The following is a 15,007-nucleotide window of genomic DNA, read 5'->3' as shown; positions in this document are numbered from 1 at the left end:
CCTTCCGGCAACGCACAGGCGAAGCGTTACAGCAGAGTGGCCGGCGTCAGCAGGTCCGTCAGCGTTCTGGCGATATCCCGGATGTTGGTGACACCTGAGTCATAGCAGCCGACGACATCTTCCGGCATCAGATACGGATTGACGCCCACGTCCGCTGGATTGGCCAGCAGGTCGTCGATGCCGCGATCCACCACGACCGGTTGATGCGTCATCGGATTGGTGCTGACCAGCACGGCGCGTCGCGAACCGGACGTCGCCTGGATACCACCGACACAGTTGGCGTTGATCACCCCCTGCAACATGCGCACGCCGTAAGGCACCTGGGAGCGCAGCACCGTGTAATTGCTGACATTGTTGTTGTTGGCCGGTGTGGTCAGGTTGGAGGCATAGATGACGATGCCCGGCGCGGTGATGGGGGACGGGCGCATCAGCGCTGCCTGGAAGGCACCGCTAGAGGGCACATGGATGCGATCCCCTTCACGCAGCCAGGGGTTGGCGGCATATTCGCCATCGATCAGGCCGCGCATGTCGAGAATCTGTGTCTGGTTGTCGCGAATCAGTTCGACGTGGCTCAAATCCGCGTCCGGCCGCACGCCGCCAGCCGTGGTCAAGGCCGCTGACAGCCGCCGTTGCTGGCTGGCATCGCCTCCGGCAAAGTCGCGACGCACCATGCGCTCTTCCGGTTCGCGGGCATTGACGAGGGCTTCGCCCGGGAAGAACACTGCCCCGGAGACGGCGACCGCCAACGGCGCCCATTCCTCGAGACGAACGCTGACATGGGCCAGCCCCGGGCGGATCAGCTCTTCCTGTATCAGACGCTCGGTGATCTCACGTGCCAGGGCATCGATGGTCTGGTTGGAGGCATCGACCGGCGAGAGCCAGGGCAGGCGCAGACGCCCATCGTGATCCACCTCGTAGCTGCCATCGAACAGCTCGCTGCCGGCGACCCTGACGTTCACTCGATCGCCGGCGGCCAGGCGCTGGTCATCGCTTGCAGGCCGATGGGAAAAGCGATCATCGGCCTGCGGCGTGGGCAGCTCCAGGGGCCAGTAGGTCACCTGTTGCCAGTGCTCTTCGGCCGGGGTGTCGTCCAGCATCAGCGGCGTACAGCCGCTGATCAGACCGGCGAGCATGGCAATCCCCGAAAGGCGGCGTGAGACTTGGGTCCATGAGGTGAGGCGTGCCAGGGAAGACGTCATCAGGCTACCTCGCGAGAAGACCCTGGCGCGTGGGCATCTGGCACCAATAGCGGGTCGCGCTGATAGTAGATGTCGAAGAGTTCGAACAGGCGCACGCGTTCCAGCTCGGTCTGCATGATGGGAGAGGGTTCCACCACGATCAGAGCCTGCGGTGACAGGGCATCATGCAGGCTGACCAGCACGGAAAGTCCATCGGCATCGATGGCTGTCACATGACTCAGATCCACTGCCAGCTTGCCGGTGTGGTCCGGGATCATCGCGAGCATCTCCTGGCGGAAATAACGCGCGACCTCGCCTGTCAGCTGAGCCGGCGGCGTGATCATGATGCCTTGGTCAATTCTGGTGGTGATGGGCATGGCGAATTCCCTGTGCCTGCCGTCACCGGCTGGCGCCATCAATCTCCCGACATCGCTGGCGCCTTGTGGGGCGTTGCCAGCATGGCTCCCCAATGACGGAAGCGCAGCAGCAACAACAGCCCCGGGATGGCGGCCAGGGTGCAGATCCAGAAGAAGCTGTCCCAGCCGGCGGCATCGGCCAGATAGCCCGAGGGGGCGGCGATCACCACGCGTGGCAAGCCCATGATCGAGGAGAGCATGGCATATTGGCCGGCGGTGAAACGCTTGTCGGTCAGTGCGCCCATGAAGGCGATGAAGGCGGCGCTGCCCATGCCGGCCGCCAGGTTCTCGAATGCCACCACTCCGGCAAGCCAGGCCAGGGAGTCACCGACGTGATGCAGCCAGATGAAGCCAGCTGTGGACACCATCTGCAGGATGCCGAACCACCACAGTGCACGGTAGATGCCGATTCGCATGATCATCAGGCCGCCGAAGAAGGTGCCTGCCAGCAATGGCCACAGGCCGAACAGCTTCACGGTCGCGCCGATCTGTGAGTTGCTGAAGCCGATCTCCTTGTAGAAAGGCGTCGTCAGATTGCCCGCCACGGAATCGCCCAGCTTGTAGAGCAGGATGAACAGCAAGAGCCAGATGGCCCCATCACGTTTCATGAAATGGCGGATGGGGTCCCACAGGATCTCGTGCAGGTGATGGGCACGCGGTGCTGCCTGTGCCTCGGGTTCCGGCGCCAGCAGGGTCACCAGCATGCAGGCTCCCAAGGTCGCGGCCATGATCAGGTAGGTCATGCGGAAACCGATCATGTCCGCCAGCACCAGGCCACCGGCCGAGGCCATCAGCATGCCGATGCGATAGCCATAGACATAGAAGCTGGAGCCCAGCCCCAGTTCGTTGTCCGGCAGATGCTCACGTCGGTAGGCATCGATCACGATGTCCTGGGTGGCACTGAAGAAGCTGACGGAAAGCGCGATGGCCCCCATGGTCAGCGGCGACATGTGCGGGTCCTGCAGGGCAAGCAGCGCGATCAGCGCGGTCAGGGCCAGCTGCGCGATCATCAGCCAGCCGCGTCGCCGCCCCAGTGCGGGCGGCATGATGCGATCCAGCAAGGGGGCCCACAGGAACTTGAGGGTATAGGGCAGGCCGACCAGTGCCAGAAGGCCCACGGCGTCCAGTGATACGCCGGCATCCGTCATCCAGGCCTGCAGGACACTCCCGGTGAGCAGCAGCGGCAGGCCTGAGGCGAATCCCATCAGGAACGTGATACCATGACGGCCAACGAGTAAGCGTAAATCCTTTGAAGTCAAAGCCTTGCCTGTCCTTGCAGAGAGTGTACCCGCGCGGGAGTCGCGCGTGACCCATGGCCATGCGCCACATGCATCGTCAATGGCGGGATTGTCGCACTGCCTGAGCGCAAGGGCCATGCATTGTCCTGAGGTGCCGCTGACGGGCAGGTAGGCAATGAGAGGTCATCATGAGTGAAGTCCGAGACGCTGCCAAGGCGCACTGGTATCTGATCCAGTGCAAGGGTGGAGAGTCCTTCCGTGCGGCGGAGAACCTCACCAATCAGGGATTTCACGTCTTCCACCCCCTGCTGGAAGTGGAAAGAAAGCGCGGCAGCAAGCTGCGCTGGGTGGAAGAGCCCCTACTCCACGTTCATCCGGCTGGATCAGGTGGACGACAACTGGCGCCCGATTCGCTCGACACGTGGCGTGCTCAAGCTGGTCAGCTTCGGCACGACGCCGACACCGGTCCCCACCTCGCTGGTGGAGGCGCTGATCGCCAATGGTGAGCAACGCCAGGAGCAGCCAGCCGAGAACCTCTACTTCCGTGCCGGCGAGCAGGTCGAGATCATCGATGGGCCGCTGAGCTCGCTCAGTGGTGTCTTCGAGAGTGCCAAGGGCGATGAGCGCGTCATCGTGCTGCTCAATCTGATCAATCAGCAGCAGCGCGTCGAGCTGTCCAGTCGTCAGCTGCGTCGTCGCGAATCCTGAGTTTCATGTCGATTACCGTTCAGCAGGTGGTCAGCCTGCACTACACGCTGCGTACCGCAGATGGCACCGTCCTGGACACTTCTCGTGATCGGGAACCGATGGATTACCTGCATGGCCATGACAATATACTTGCCGCTCTGGAATCCGCGCTTGAAGGTTGCAGCGTCGGCGACAGCAAGGTCGTCAACCTGACGCCGGCGGAAGGCTTCGGTGAGCGGGATGAGGGGCTGGTCCAGTACTTCGGGCGTGATGCCTTCGGCCCGGGGGAGCTTGCACCGGGCATGCGCTTCGAGGCGCGAACTCCCGAAGGGCAGCGCTCGGTGACCGTACTGGAAGTCGGTGATCAGCAGGTCAAGGTCGATGCCAATCATCCCCTGGCCGGTCAGGCCCTCAGCTGGGATGTCGAGGTGCTGGAAGTGCGCGATGCCACTCGGGCCGAGTTGGCAGCAGGCCATCCGCTGGGGCTTGAGGTGAGCCATACCGAAGTGGAAGACAAGAAGGTGCGTCGCTGAAGTCCGATTCACCGTCAGGGGAGGGGGAAACCCCGCTGGCCGGCCTTCGGGTCGGCTTTTTTCCCTGTGCCCAGCACGTGAATCACTGTGGCTGAAGGATGAGTTTTGTAGTCATTAAGAATTAAACGATTCCTCATCCTTGGGGCCGCTTCAGCGCTCAACGCGCGAAAGTGCTAGCGCGAATAGCGAGCTGATTCGATTCGGCTTTCTCTGAGCTTACAGGTGCGTTGGTGGGCGCTATAATGTTGCCCCGAGCCCATGACCCCCTGTCATCGCGCCTAGTCTCATTGCCCGGAGCCCGGATGCCTGCCACGACTTCCCCCCTGATCATCGCCCTCGATTACCCGGATATGGCCGCCGCACTGGCCATGGCGGACCAGCTGGATCCGACGCGCTGCCGCGTCAAGGTGGGCAAGGAGCTGTTCACGCGAGTAGGGCCGGACATCCTCAAGGCGCTGCATCAGCGCGGCTTCGAGGTCTTTCTGGATCTCAAGTTCCACGATATTCCCAATACCACCGCGCAGGCCGTGCTGGCGGCTGCCGAGCACGGTGTCTGGATGACCAACGTGCACGCCGGTGGTGGCGCGCGCATGATGGAAGCCGCCGCCAGTGCACTGGCCACGCGCCAGCTCGAGACGCGCCTGATTGCCGTGACCGTGCTGACCAGCATGGAGCAGAGTGATCTTGCGGGTATCGGTCTGGATGTCACGCCACTGGCCCAGGTCGAGCGTCTGGCGAGCCTTGCCCAGCAAAGCGGCATGCACGGTGTGGTGTGCTCGGCGCGTGAGACACCCAGTCTCAAGGCGCTGTGTGGGCCGGACTTCCTCAAGGTGACGCCCGGTATCCGCCCGAGCTTTGCCCAGGCCGGTGATCAGCGACGCACCATGACGCCGGGCGAGGCAATGGCGGCTGGCAGCACCCACCTGGTGATCGGGCGTCCGGTCACTCAGGCCGAGAATCCCATGGCAGCGCTTGCCGCCATCGAGACGGAGCTTGGTGGCCGGGCGCTCAGTCGGCTGATGTCAGTCCCCAGCTGACCTGCACATCACTTTCGAGTGACAGCTCGCCGGGACGATACTCGTTGCCACCACTCTTGGCTTCTGCCATGTCGGCGCGCATGGCCATCATCGGCGGGCGAGGGCTCTGGGAAGATTCATTGATCGACTGCACATCACCCAGTGTCGCTCCCAGCGTCTCGGCCATCAGTTCGGCCTTGTGGCGTGCCTTGGTCAGGGCTTGCTGCAGTACCTTGTCCTCGAGTGCTGCACGATCACTGAGCTGATATTGCACGCCCGCCAACTGATTCACCCCCGCTCCCAACAGCAGGTCGATCACCTCCGGCACCTGGTCCAGATCCTTCAGCGAAATGCTGATCGGGCGCTCGAGATGGGTACGCTGCCATTGCTGCGGGTTCTGATCATTGGCCGTGCGCTCGTAATAGCGCTCCGGTCGCAGGGTCAGGCTGCCCGCCTTGATCAGGCGACTCTCGATACCGGCGCTTTCCAGTGCCTGGATCAGCGTGCTCATGCGGCCTTCCAGTGTCTGGCGGGCCTGGCGCGCGGCTTCTCCCTGCTTCTGACTGTCCGGTGCCTTGTCGTCCACCTTGCTGGCCGGTGTCTTCTCCCAGAGACGCGCCTCGATGCTGGCCTTGTCCGGCGCGGCTTCGATGCTGGCACTGGCACTGACAGGCGACGCGCCCTTGCCGGTCTTCTTCCAGCTGGGCGAGAGCCCGATGACGACTCTGGCAGGAGGGCATCTGGTCAATGAATTGATTCGCCGCTGCGGGGGAGAGCCGTTGTTGTCTGACGCCCCCACCGTGGTGCCTCAGATACGCCGTGAAGCGCTGTGGCTGGCAGGGCCTCGGCTGATTCTGCATCCGGTGGCCGCAGGCGCCCCCCGTGAGCGTTGGAAGGCAGCCTGGCGAGCCAGGGGTGGCCCGCTGGCCTCGGTGGCGCTTGTCGGACTGGATCCGGACCCGGTCAGCCGTCCGGGGCCGCGCAGCGTCGAGGCGATGGCGCAGATCTGCCATGCCATCTCGGTGCAGCGCGCAGCGCGGTGACGTGGGTCGAGGGTGACGTGGGTCGAGCTGCTCAGAAGTCGATGCCGCGGCGCGCCTTGAGACCATGATTGAAGCCATGACGTATCTCGGTCATCTCGGTGACGGTATCGGCACAGGCAACGATCTCGCGGTTGGCATTGCGTCCGGTGATGATGACGGTCTGCTCCTCGGGGCGACCTTCCAGCGCCGTCATCACCTCTTCCAATGGCAGGTAGCCAAACTTGACCATGTAGGTCAGTTCATCAAGCACGACCAGATAGACGCTTTCATCGCGCATCAGGCGCTTCGCTTCCTGCCACACCGCCTGACAGGCCGCGGTATCGGCGTCACGATTCTGGGTGTCCCAGGTGAAGCCGGTGGTCATGGCGTGGACTTCCAGATTGGCATCCTCGGCAAGGCGCTCACGCTCCCCGCACTCCCACAGTCCCTTGATGAACTGGATGACACCGACCTTGTAGCCATAGCCGAGTGCCCGGGTGATGGTGCCCCATGCAGCGGTCGTCTTGCCCTTGCCGTTGCCGGTGAAGACCAGCAGCTGGCCGCGCTCTTCATTGGCCTGTGCCACCTTGTCGTCGACATGTGACTTGAGCTTTTCCATTGCCGTCTTGTGGCGGGTATTGCGGTCCGTCATGCGTGTGCTCCGTAGGTGCTCAGAAATAGAAGGTCACGCCGCCTTCGACGTAACGCCCCTGGGTGTCGTAGCCGTTGACCAGCTGATAATCACGATCGAAGACGTTCTCCAGCTTGGCGCTCAGCTTGACGTTCTGCATCACCTGCCAGCTGGTGCGCAGGTCGAAGACGCCATAGCCGGCGGTGCGAGTGTCCGTGTAGGTATCGGCATCGGTATCGCTGCGGCTGGCACTGCCACGCAGCGTTGCTCCGAAGCTCCAGTCGGCGAGGGCGTAATCGGCATCCAGGCGCGCAAAGCGCTTGGCCCGACGTTTCAGCTGCTCTCCTGTCTCGCGGTCTTCCGGGTCCTGCCAGGTCATGGCGAGATTCACGCTGAGCGCGTCACCTTTCCAGCCACTGCTCAGCTCGATGCCACGGATGCGTGAGCGGTCGATATTGATCGGCGTGAAGTCGGCGCCTTCGTAGCTGATCAGATTGTCGATATCCGTCTGGAAGGCATTGACGCCCACATGCCACCGCTGCTCCTGCAGACGCCAGAAGAGTTCGGCCGTGGTGGAGGTCTCGGCATCCAGATCCGGGTTGCCTGAGCCGTAAGGGCTGTAGAGATCGATCAGGTTGGGGGCCTTGAAGGCGCTCGAGTAGCTGGCGCCGAGCTGCTGTGCCTGAGTCAGGTCATAGGCATAGCTGGAGCCACCGGTCATCTGATGACCATAACGATTGTCATCGTCATACCGCAGGCTGGTGGTGACGTGATGGCGTTGTTGCTGGAGCTGCCAGCTGCCATAGACCCCCGTGGCATAGCGGCTGTCCACTTCATAGCCGTCGGCGGTGAAGTAGGGGCCATCGGCGTCCAGACTTTCCTCGCGGTGATCCACCCCCAGGCTGAGCGTGCCGAGGTCGGTGTAGAAGTCGTGGCGCAGGCCGATCTCGTTGCGGGCACTGGCGACACGCCCGGCATCGCTGCCGGCTTCAGTGTTCTCGTACTCGTCGCGCGTACGCGCCACGCTGACCGTCATGTCCCAGTTCGGGTTCAGGTGGGTCAGCAGGCTGGCATCCAGTACCAGCTGGCTACCTTCTCCGCTGCAGTCTTCAGAGGCACTGAAGCTGCTGTCGTAGCAATCGTCGTAATCGTAGTCCGTGTCGGTCTTGGCGACGCCGAGAGACAGCGTGGCTCGCTGGCCGAAGTCGTGCCCAAGGCGCAGTTCGGCGCCCGTGGCCTCGTAGCCATCATCTTCACTGCCGGTATCGCGGGCGGAGAAACCATCGCTTTCATCATGATGGAGATTGGCGGAGAGACGAGTGTCATCTTCCACCGAGCTGAACTGTGCGTTCTGGCGGAAGGTGCCGTCGCTGCCGGCGCGCAGCGTGACTTCCGCGTGCTGGCCGACTTCGCTGCCGCCACGCGTGATCAGGTTGATCACGCCGCCGATGGCATCGGCGCCGTAGACGCTGGCGCGCGGCCCCCGCACGATCTCGACACGTTCGATGGCAGACAGCGGCAGAAATTCGAAGTGCGCCAGGCCATCGGCGCTGTTGGCGATGCGCTGGCCGTTGACCAGGATCAAGGTGTGGTCGGACTCGGTGCCACGCATGAACAGGCTGGTCTGGCTCCCCATCGGACCGCTGCGCGCGACTTCGATGCCATTGCGCGACTGCAGAAGGTCCACCAGCGAGCTGGCCTGCAGGCGTTCGATCTCGTCACGCGTGATGACGTCGGTGCTGGCCAGCACATCATTCTGCAGCTGGGGGATGCGATTGGCGGTGACCTGAACGGTCTCCAGGCTATCCGATGAAGGGGCGGTGGTCTCCTGTGCCGCCAGGGCAGGTGGTGTCAGCAGTAGTAGACTGCCCACGAGGGTGTACTTGGCCTGCGCGTGCGCGCGACCACGGGTCTTGTAAGTATTCATGAATGATCCTCAAGCGTCAGACGCAATGAGGAGGACAGCATCCCGACGAATTTGCCACTGGTGAGGCCCTCCGCATCAACCAGTGTGGAAGCGAGGGCCGGTCTCCGGACTGACGCCTGGCGGACGTCCTGTTGGAACGTCTCACCCCCTCATGCGCCTTCCCACCTCCTTCCCTTGAGGGGCGTCTCGACCGGCATGAGCGTTGCGATCACCGTTGCGGGGGCAGTACGGGGCTTTCACCCGATTCCCGAGCACCCAGGCAGCGACAGGAACAGTCCGGCAAGACTGGCTGACATCAGGTTGGAGAGCGTACCGGCGAGAATCGCCTTCATGCCCATCTGCGCGATGTCACTGCGGCGGTTCGGTGCCATCAGTCCCAGGCCGCCCATCAGGATGGCCACGGAGGACAGGTTGGCGAAGCCACACAGCGCGAAGATGATGATCGCTTCGGAATGCTCTGACAGCTTGATCTGATGGCTGGCGAGGTCGGCGAAGGCGACGAACTCGTTGAGCACCAGCTTCTGACCGATGAAGCTGCCGGCCTGGATGGCTTCATGCCACGGCACGCCGATGACCCAGGCGACCGGCGCGAAGAGCGTAGCCCAGAATCATGTCGAGACTGCAGCGTGATGTCCTGATAGCCGAACAATCCACTGACACCAGCCGATGATGATGTTGCCCAGCGCGATCAAGGCGATGAAGGCCAGCAGCATGCCGCCGACATTGATGGCCAGCTGCACGCCGGATGCTGCGCCGGACGCGGCAGCATCGATGACGTTGGTCGGTGCGATCGATGTCCTTGCCCAGGGCTTCCTCGACAGCTCTGGAGTCTTCCGGATTGTCGGTCTCCGGGATCAGCATCTTGGCCATCAGCAGGCCACCCGGGGCTGCCATGAAGGACGCTGCCAGCAGGTACTTGAGGTCAATGCCCAGCGAGGCATAGCCCACCAGCACGGAACCGGCCACGGAGGCCAGGCCACCGGTCATCACCGCGAACAGTTCCGAGCGGGTCATGCTCGGCAGATGAACGGACGCACGACCAGCGGTGCTTCGGTCTGGCCGACGAAGATGTTGGCCGCGGCGGACAGCGATTCCGTGGACGACTGGTGCCGAGAATGCTTCGAAAGCCCACCACCCAGCACACTGATCACGCACGTTCATCACGCGCAGGTGGTAGAGCACCGCGATCAATGACGAGAAGAACACGATGATCGGCAGTACGCGCAGAGCGAACACGAAACCACCGCCACCGAAGACTTCGAACATCTTGTCGCTGACCAGGCCACCGAACAGGAAGTCCATGCCCACGTTGGCGCTGGACATGACGGCCTGAACCCCTTCGCTGAGACCGAGCAGCATGCTCTTGCCGGCGGGAACGTAGAGTACGAATGCCCCCAGCAATGCCTGGATGGCAAAGGCCCCCAGTACGGTGCGCAAGCTGATGGCGCGTCGGTTTTCAGATAATAGGAAGGCGATCCCCAGGAGGGCTAAGACGCCCACCAGGCCCATGACGATCTGCATCAAGCAGCTCCTGAATGCGTAGGTGTTACGTTGAGGACAAGGCAATAGCGCTGGCTGCCGGACAGGGCTGCCAAAACTGGCGCGTACTCTACCAGCATTTTGGGCGGCTGTCGGAGTCTGCCACTAACGTTTTAGGCATTTTTTGTGAATCCCGCTTCGCGGCTGTGCGCCATTCGCCACGAGGCCTGCAGGAAGCGGGCCTCGTGTTCGGCCTTGTCCGCCTTCGATTGTGCCGGTCGGGTCAGCTCAGGCGAGTCGGCATAGATCAGGCTGATCAGCGTCTCACCGGCCTTGGGTTCCAGTGCGACGGCGGAATTGGCGATGCGAATCCGGCCCTGGCTGCTGATGCAGAACAGGGTCAGCATGCGGGCTTCCTGTACCGCGTCCCAGTTGGTATCGGTCAGGCGTACCGAGAAGCCGGCATCCACCAGCTCGCGGGCGACCAGGCGCGACACCGAGTTGGCCCCGAGAATCAGGAAGCCCGAGGGCGGTGGCTCACCGACACCCAGCACCTTGACGATGGGGCGCGACAGCAAGCTCTGGATCACCACCGTGCCGATGATGACCAGGAAGGTCATCGGGACCAGCATCTCGGCGCCTTCGATGCCCTGGGATTCGAGCTCGCTGCCCAGGGTGCACAGCCAGACAGTCAGCGGGCGCGCGACCCACATCAACACGGCCAGGAAGACCCATGCCGGCCAGGACAGCAGCGAAAGCTGCCGGCCAGGACAGCAGCGAAAGCTGCTCGACGGTCAGGCGCCCCGCCAGCAGCAGAAATAGCCCGGAAATCAGCAGGACGGTGAGCGTCTCCTTGAACTCGATGATCTGCTGGGTAGGCACGCCGCGCATGTTGGCCAGCCATACCCCCATGACGGTCACGGTCAGGAGTCCGGATTCGTGGAACAGGGTATTGGAGATGGCGAAGAGTCCCAGCATCACCATCGCCTTCCCAGCGCAGGATCTGGGTCAGGTTGCCGCGCGCGCGCAGGGTCTGCAGCAATGGCATCACCACGGTCGGGCCTGTCACCACCAGCAGGGCCCCGAGCACGGCGGCCATCTCCCAGCGCATGTCGAGCAGATAATGCGCCGCCACGGTACCGATCACGCCGGTCCCGCAGGTCCTTGAAGTCCAGCGTCAGACTGCCCTCGAACAGGATCACCGCCACTGCCAGCGAGACCAGCGGGAACAGCAGGTCTCCCAGCAGCTCATCCGGCTTGAGCCAGCCCGTGACGGGGCCGGCAAGGATGCCAACGATCAGCAGCGGCAGGATGGGTTCCGTCATCGGGAAGCTTCCTTGGAGTCAGCGAAAATGAGCGGTGCCACTGACGCGGTCACCGCTCATCGAATCGTCTTGTCTCGGCCAGGTGCCAACATCACGGCTGGCCGGAAGGGCGCAGACTAGCGATTGATTCCGTGGTATGCAACGTCGCGTTGCCTTATCGCGCTCCCCTCATGTCATTCCTCCTGAACGGCCACTGGGCCTTCTGGCTGTCACTGCGCGCGACGCACCAGTGGCAGCAGCGCCTGGAGGGGATGCGGCAGCTGACGTTCGGAGAAGCGTTTGCTCTGGCTGCGACAGGAATAACCACTGGCCACCAGCTTGCCCTGATTGGCCTCGTCCTCGACCACCGCCTTCCACGACAGCTCATAGATGGCACGTGAGGTCTCGAGATTGCGCGCTTCGTGACCATAGGTGCCGGACATGCCGCAGCAGCCGGTGGAGAGTGTCTCGAGGCTGAGACCAAAGGCGGCATACACCTGCTGCCAGGCCTTGGCGGACCCCGGCGCATTGGTGCTCTCGGTACAGTGGCTCAGGAGTGTCAGGCCCGGGTCCATCTTGCCCAGCACCGTCTTGGTGACACCCACCGGCAGCAGCTTGCGCAGGCTGATCAGCCACTCCTGAAGCAGCAGGACATCCGGCACGGCGTCCGGGCCGAGGGTCTTCACGTACTCCTGACGATAGGTCAGGGTCATCGCCGGGTCGATGCCGACCAGCGGCACGCCGAAATCGGCGATCGCCTTGAGACGCTTGGCCTGGGCGCGCGCGGTGCGCTGGAAGGCGCCGGTGAAGCCCTGTACCTGCAGCGGCTTGCCATTGGGGGCGAAGGGCGCGACGAACACCCGAATGTCGAGTCGTGACAGCAGCTCGATGATGTCCATCACCAGCTGGGCCTCGAAGTGGCTGGTGAAGGCGTCCTGCACCAGGATCACGCTTCTGGCCTTCTGGGACTCGGTCAGGCGGCCGAGCTGGGTCGGGGTCGCCTCCGAGACGCCCCAGCTCTTGAGCTGCTTGCGCAGACTGGCGCGCGACAGGCGTGGGGCATCGACCATGCCGATCGGGCCTTCCAGCAGACGACTGACCAGGCGATTGGACAGCAGGCCGTTGTAGAGCGGCGTGACGCGCTCGGCCCACGGCAGCACGAACTCGAGGCTGCCGATCAGGTAATCGCGCAGCGGACGCTGATAGCGATGGTGATAGACCTCGAGGAAGCGGCTGCGGAAATCCGGCACGTTGACCTTGATCGGACACTGGCCCGCGCAGGACTTGCACGCCAGACAGCCGGCCATCGCCTGATAGACCTGCTGATCGAAGCCGACCTCCTGAGCGCCAGTCTGCGTCTGTCCACCACGACGCGCCTTCAGCGAAGCGCCGATGCGGGTCGGCAGACGCGCCAGCCACAGGCCGGCCCCCTTGAGGCCCGGCGTCCGGGCGGCCTGCGCCTCGGCGATCACGTCCCGTCCGGCATTGCCTTCCAGGCGCAGCCATTCACGCATCAGGCTGGCGCGTCCCTTGGGCGAATGGATGCGCTGACGCGTCGCCTTCCAGGACGGGCACATGGCGTCGTTGGGGTCGTAGTTGTAGCAGGCACCGTTGCCGTTGCAGTAGACGGCGCTGGCGTATTCCTGCCACACGCGCTCATCGATCTGGCGATCGAGATCGCCGCGCATGGTCACGTCATCGATGCGCATCAAGCGGGGGTCGAAGGCCTCGACGGCGCTGTCAGCGTGATCACGCTTGTCGCTCTCGCTCTCGCTCTCGCTCTCACCACCTTCGCTGGCGCCAGCGTCGTCGACCAGTGTGGCTGGCAGGCGGGGCGAGGTGATCTTGCCCGGATTGAGCTGATTGCGCGGGTCGAAGGCCGCCTTCACGTCCTGCAGCGCCCCATAGAGGCTGCCGAAGAAGCGGGGGGCATATTCCGAGCGCACGCCCTTGCCGTGTTCGCCCCACAGCAGGCCACCGTACTTGTGGGTGAGGGCGGCGACCTCGTCGGAGATCTCGCGAATCATCGCCTGCTGGGCGGGGTCCTTCATGTCGAGTGCCGGGCGTACGTGCAGCACGCCGGCATCGACATGCCCGAACATGCCATAACGCAGGCCGCGGGCATCGAGAGCGGCGCGGAATTCGGCGATGTAGTCCGCCAGATGCTCCGGCGGAACGGCCGTGTCCTCGACGAAGGGCAGCGGACGGGCTTCTCCCTCGACATTGCCCAGCAAGCCCACCGAGCGCTTGCGCATGCCATAGACGCGACTGATCTGCGCACGCCCACGCGCTTCGGTGAAGCCGAGGCGCTCGACGCTGGTGTCACTGGCCAGATGCTCGCTGAAGGCGGCCACCTTGGCGTCCAGTGCCGCTTCGCTGTCGGCATTGAATTCGATCAGGTTGATGCCGCCGATGGCCGGGGAGCCCTCGGCACTGGCCGGGAAGAATTCCTCGACGCTGTCCCACACGAAATCCTGCATGGCCAGGTTGAGCACGGTGTCATCCACCGTCTCGATGGAAGTCGGACGGTTGCCCTCGACCGCCATCAGTGTCTTGGCGTCGCGCAGCGCGTCCATGAAGCTCGCGTAGCGCAGGTTGATCAGCGTCGAGCAAGGCGCGATGGGCAGGGCATTCAGCTCGGCCTCGACCACGAAGCCCAGCGTGCCCTCGGCGCCGCACAGCAGACTGTTGAGGTTGAAGCGCCCATCGACCTCGCGCAGGTGGGCGAGATCGTAGCCGGTCAGGCAGCGATTGAGCGGTGGGAAGATGTCGGCGATTTCCTCGGCACGCTCATCGGCGATGGCGCGCGCGGTGCGGTAGATTTCACCGACGCGATCCTCGCGTGCGCACAGTGCCTCGAGCTCGGCATCGTCGATGGCATGGCTCGACAGGCGTGTCCCGTCGAGCAGGACGCTGTCGAGCGTGATCACGTGGTCACGAGTCTTGCCGTATTCACAGCTCCCCTGGCCGGACGCATCGGTATTGATCATGCCGCCGATGGTGGCACGATTGGAGGTCGAGAGTTCCGGGGCGAAGAACAGACCATGCGGCTTGAGCGCGGCATTGAGCTGATCCTTCACCACGCCGGCCTCGACCCGTACGCGACGCTTCTCGACATCGATCTCGAGAATGCGGTTCATGTGGCGCGACACATCCACCAGCACACCATCATTGAGTGACTGGCCATTGGTGCCGGTACCGCCGCCACGCGGTGCCAGGGTGACCGCCGCGAAGCGGGGGTCGTTGGACAGCCGCGCGATGCACTGGATGTCCTCGGCATGACGTGGATAGACCACGGCCTGAGGCAGTACCTGATACAGTGAGTTGTCAGTCGACAACACGGTACGGTTGGCGTAGTCCGGACTGATGTCACCGGCAAAGCCTGCATCGCGCAGGGCGGCCAGGAAGTCCAGGTAGAGGGCATCGACGGGGGCAGGCGTATCCAGCAGGCGTTCGGTCATGATCTCGCTCGGGCAGTGAGTCGCGTCAGGCAGGCCACGTGGGCCGATGTGCCTAAGCTTACCTGAGCTGAAGGCGTGGCCCCAGCCTCAAGGGGCATCTCGCGGCATGATCTGG

At 63.6% G+C, this 15,007-nt stretch carries 14 protein-coding genes, 1 pseudogene and 1 riboswitch; of the genes and pseudogenes, 5 read left to right on the top strand and 10 right to left on the bottom strand.

From position 1 onward, the window contains the following. Positions 1-26 precede the first annotated feature (26 nt). The 3 genes from CU110_RS11890 to CU110_RS11880 form a co-directional block, all read right to left on the bottom strand. The gene (locus CU110_RS11890; protein WP_164850365.1) at positions 27-1,133 is read right to left on the bottom strand and encodes a polysaccharide biosynthesis/export family protein; all 1,107 of its coding nucleotides are present in this window, start codon (positions 1,131-1,133) and stop codon (positions 27-29) included. A 65-nt stretch (positions 1,134-1,198) separates the two neighbouring features. After that, positions 1,199-1,555 carry an STAS domain-containing protein gene (locus tag CU110_RS11885; RefSeq protein ID WP_084209191.1) on the bottom strand — a complete coding sequence of 119 codons (357 nt, stop codon included), beginning with the start codon at positions 1,553-1,555 and terminating at the stop codon, positions 1,199-1,201. A gap of 38 nt (positions 1,556-1,593) precedes the next feature. Further along, positions 1,594-2,799: an AmpG family muropeptide MFS transporter gene (locus CU110_RS11880; protein WP_103751364.1), complete on the bottom strand. Its 1,206-nt coding sequence runs from the start codon at positions 2,797-2,799 to the stop codon at positions 1,594-1,596. A 221-nt stretch (positions 2,800-3,020) separates the two neighbouring features. Here CU110_RS11880 and CU110_RS18050 point away from each other — a divergent pair, with 221 nt between their 5' ends. The 4 genes from CU110_RS18050 to pyrF all read left to right on the top strand — a co-directional run bounded on the left by CU110_RS18050 (position 3,021) and on the right by pyrF (position 5,089). Then, the gene (locus tag CU110_RS18050) at positions 3,021-3,338 is read left to right on the top strand and encodes a transcription termination/antitermination NusG family protein (protein WP_346427136.1); all 318 of its coding nucleotides are present in this window, start codon (positions 3,021-3,023) and stop codon (positions 3,336-3,338) included. Beyond that, complete coding sequence (locus CU110_RS18045; RefSeq protein ID WP_338079111.1) at positions 3,220-3,540, top strand: hypothetical protein; 321 nt, start codon at positions 3,220-3,222, stop codon at positions 3,538-3,540. Before CU110_RS18050 ends, CU110_RS18045 begins: the two co-directional genes overlap by 119 nt. 5 nt (positions 3,541-3,545) lie before the next feature. Beyond that, the gene (locus CU110_RS11870) at positions 3,546-4,052 is read left to right on the top strand and encodes a peptidylprolyl isomerase (RefSeq protein ID WP_084209189.1); all 507 of its coding nucleotides are present in this window, start codon (positions 3,546-3,548) and stop codon (positions 4,050-4,052) included. A gap of 302 nt (positions 4,053-4,354) precedes the next feature. Further along, positions 4,355-5,089: an orotidine-5'-phosphate decarboxylase gene (gene pyrF / locus CU110_RS11865; RefSeq protein WP_127736122.1), complete on the top strand. Its 735-nt coding sequence runs from the start codon at positions 4,355-4,357 to the stop codon at positions 5,087-5,089. Here the strand turns inward: pyrF and CU110_RS11860 are convergent. Continuing rightward, positions 5,061-5,816 (bottom strand): SIMPL domain-containing protein, encoded by a 756-nt coding sequence (locus CU110_RS11860; protein ID WP_164850364.1) that lies wholly within the window; start codon positions 5,814-5,816, stop codon positions 5,061-5,063. The two genes, pyrF and CU110_RS11860, sit on opposite strands and share 29 nt — an antisense overlap. A gap of 34 nt (positions 5,817-5,850) precedes the next feature. On the opposite strand from CU110_RS11860, the gene CU110_RS11855 reads away from it, so the two are divergent. Beyond that, entirely contained in the window at positions 5,851-6,111 is a 261-nt protein-coding gene (locus tag CU110_RS11855; RefSeq protein ID WP_127736116.1) for a hypothetical protein, read from the top strand. A gap of 31 nt (positions 6,112-6,142) precedes the next feature. Here the strand turns inward: CU110_RS11855 and cobO are convergent, their stop codons facing one another. From cobO to CU110_RS11830, 6 genes and pseudogenes are all read right to left on the bottom strand, one after another. Next, positions 6,143-6,742, bottom strand: coding sequence for a cob(I)yrinic acid a,c-diamide adenosyltransferase (gene cobO / locus CU110_RS11850; RefSeq protein ID WP_077371790.1), 600 nt, complete (start codon positions 6,740-6,742; stop codon positions 6,143-6,145). 19 nt (positions 6,743-6,761) lie between these two features. Beyond that, positions 6,762-8,648, bottom strand: coding sequence for a TonB-dependent receptor (locus CU110_RS11845; RefSeq protein ID WP_084209184.1), 1,887 nt, complete (start codon positions 8,646-8,648; stop codon positions 6,762-6,764). Between the two features lie 77 nt (positions 8,649-8,725). Then, positions 8,726-8,940, bottom strand: a riboswitch (cobalamin riboswitch). Then, a pseudogene (locus tag CU110_RS11840) lies at positions 8,909-10,169 on the bottom strand (NupC/NupG family nucleoside CNT transporter); the annotation flags it as partial. It overlaps the preceding riboswitch by 32 nt. A gap of 131 nt (positions 10,170-10,300) precedes the next feature. Then, entirely contained in the window at positions 10,301-10,840 is a 540-nt protein-coding gene (locus CU110_RS17210) for a hypothetical protein (protein ID WP_240665375.1), read from the bottom strand. Positions 10,841-11,104: 264 nt separating this feature from the next. After that, entirely contained in the window at positions 11,105-11,452 is a 348-nt protein-coding gene (locus CU110_RS17205; RefSeq protein ID WP_240665374.1) for a hypothetical protein, read from the bottom strand. A gap of 209 nt (positions 11,453-11,661) precedes the next feature. Further along, a complete protein-coding gene (locus tag CU110_RS11830; RefSeq protein WP_127736113.1) occupies positions 11,662-14,892 on the bottom strand; it encodes an FAD-binding and (Fe-S)-binding domain-containing protein in 3,231 nt (1,076 codons plus the stop codon). Positions 14,893-15,007 lie beyond the last annotated feature (115 nt).

This window comes from Cobetia sp. ICG0124, assembly GCF_004006355.1.
Taxonomy (GTDB): Bacteria; Pseudomonadota; Gammaproteobacteria; order Pseudomonadales; family Halomonadaceae; genus Cobetia; species Cobetia marina.
The sequence above is the reverse complement of the archived record's forward strand: the minus strand, read 5'-3'. Positions and strand labels throughout refer to the sequence as shown.

Bases quoted from the DNA above. Each gene is read 5' to 3' on its own strand.
- CU110_RS11830 (WP_127736113.1), bottom strand. From the start codon at position 14,892: ATGACCGAACGCCTGCTGGATACGCCTGCCCCCGTCGATGCCCTCTAC.
- CU110_RS17210 (WP_240665375.1), bottom strand. From the start codon at position 10,840: ATGTGGGTCGCGCGCCCGCTGACTGTCTGGCTGTGCACCCTGGGCAGC.
- CU110_RS11880 (WP_103751364.1), bottom strand. From the start codon at position 2,799: ATGGGATTCGCCTCAGGCCTGCCGCTGCTGCTCACCGGGAGTGTCCTG.
- CU110_RS11870 (WP_084209189.1), top strand. From the start codon at position 3,546: ATGTCGATTACCGTTCAGCAGGTGGTCAGCCTGCACTACACGCTGCGT.
- CU110_RS18050 (WP_346427136.1), top strand. From the start codon at position 3,021: ATGAGTGAAGTCCGAGACGCTGCCAAGGCGCACTGGTATCTGATCCAG.
- CU110_RS11890 (WP_164850365.1), bottom strand. From the start codon at position 1,133: ATGCTCGCCGGTCTGATCAGCGGCTGTACGCCGCTGATGCTGGACGAC.
- cobO (WP_077371790.1), bottom strand. From the start codon at position 6,742: ATGACGGACCGCAATACCCGCCACAAGACGGCAATGGAAAAGCTCAAG.
- CU110_RS17205 (WP_240665374.1), bottom strand. From the start codon at position 11,452: ATGACGGAACCCATCCTGCCGCTGCTGATCGTTGGCATCCTTGCCGGC.
- CU110_RS11845 (WP_084209184.1), bottom strand. From the start codon at position 8,648: ATGAATACTTACAAGACCCGTGGTCGCGCGCACGCGCAGGCCAAGTAC.
- CU110_RS11885 (WP_084209191.1), bottom strand. From the start codon at position 1,555: ATGCCCATCACCACCAGAATTGACCAAGGCATCATGATCACGCCGCCG.
- pyrF (WP_127736122.1), top strand. From the start codon at position 4,355: ATGCCTGCCACGACTTCCCCCCTGATCATCGCCCTCGATTACCCGGAT.